The organism is Burkholderia sp. A2 (genome assembly GCF_001729305.1).
GTDB lineage: Bacteria > Pseudomonadota > Gammaproteobacteria > Burkholderiales > Burkholderiaceae > Burkholderia > Burkholderia sola.
Genome location: NZ_LZXX01000042.1, coordinates 1 through 545, shown reverse-complemented (window position 1 = coordinate 545; position 545 = coordinate 1). Strand labels below are relative to the sequence as shown.

At 74.3% G+C, this 545-nt stretch carries 1 protein-coding gene and 1 pseudogene; both read left to right on the top strand.

Features of this window, described 5'->3' with window-relative positions; all coding sequences use genetic code 11:
- Positions 1-270, top strand: a pseudogene (locus A9Z05_RS37490) (mannitol dehydrogenase family protein); the annotation flags it as partial.
- A gap of 105 nt (positions 271-375) precedes the next feature.
- The coding region (locus tag A9Z05_RS34005) for an FGGY family carbohydrate kinase (RefSeq protein WP_256121833.1) at positions 376-545 on the top strand (170 nt) is incomplete at its 3' end.

The window sequence follows — 545 nt, the reverse complement described above, 5'->3', positions numbered from 1 at the left end:
GCGCGCGGCGCCGCGCCGGTCGCCACCGCCGTGCTGCCGGCGCTGTTCCTGCGCTTTCTCGAACGCTGGGCGCGCGGCACGCTGCCGTATGCGTACCAGGACGGCGTGATGGACGAAAGCAGCGCACGCGCGATCGTCGAAGCCGACGACCCGGTCGTCGCGCTGTGCGCCAGCCGCGCGCTGTGGGGCTCGCTCGCCGGCAACGCGGCGCTGTTCGATGCGTTGCGCGCCGGGCTCGCGCGCGTCGATGCCTGGCTCGCCGCGCGTTGACGACCCGCGCGCCGACGCCCGGCCGCGCAGCCGGGCGAACCCGCTTGGCACAGGCCGCGCGGCACGGCTAAAGTAGCGGCTCCTCACCGACCGAACGGATCGCTCATGTATCTCGGCATCGACCTCGGCACCTCGGAAGTGAAGGTGCTGCTGCTGGCCCCGGACGGCACGGTGGTGGGCACCGCGGGCTCGCCGTTCACCGTGTCGCGCCCGCACCCGCGCTGGGCGGAACAGCATCCGGACGACTGGTGGCAAGGCACGCTCGCCGCGCTCGC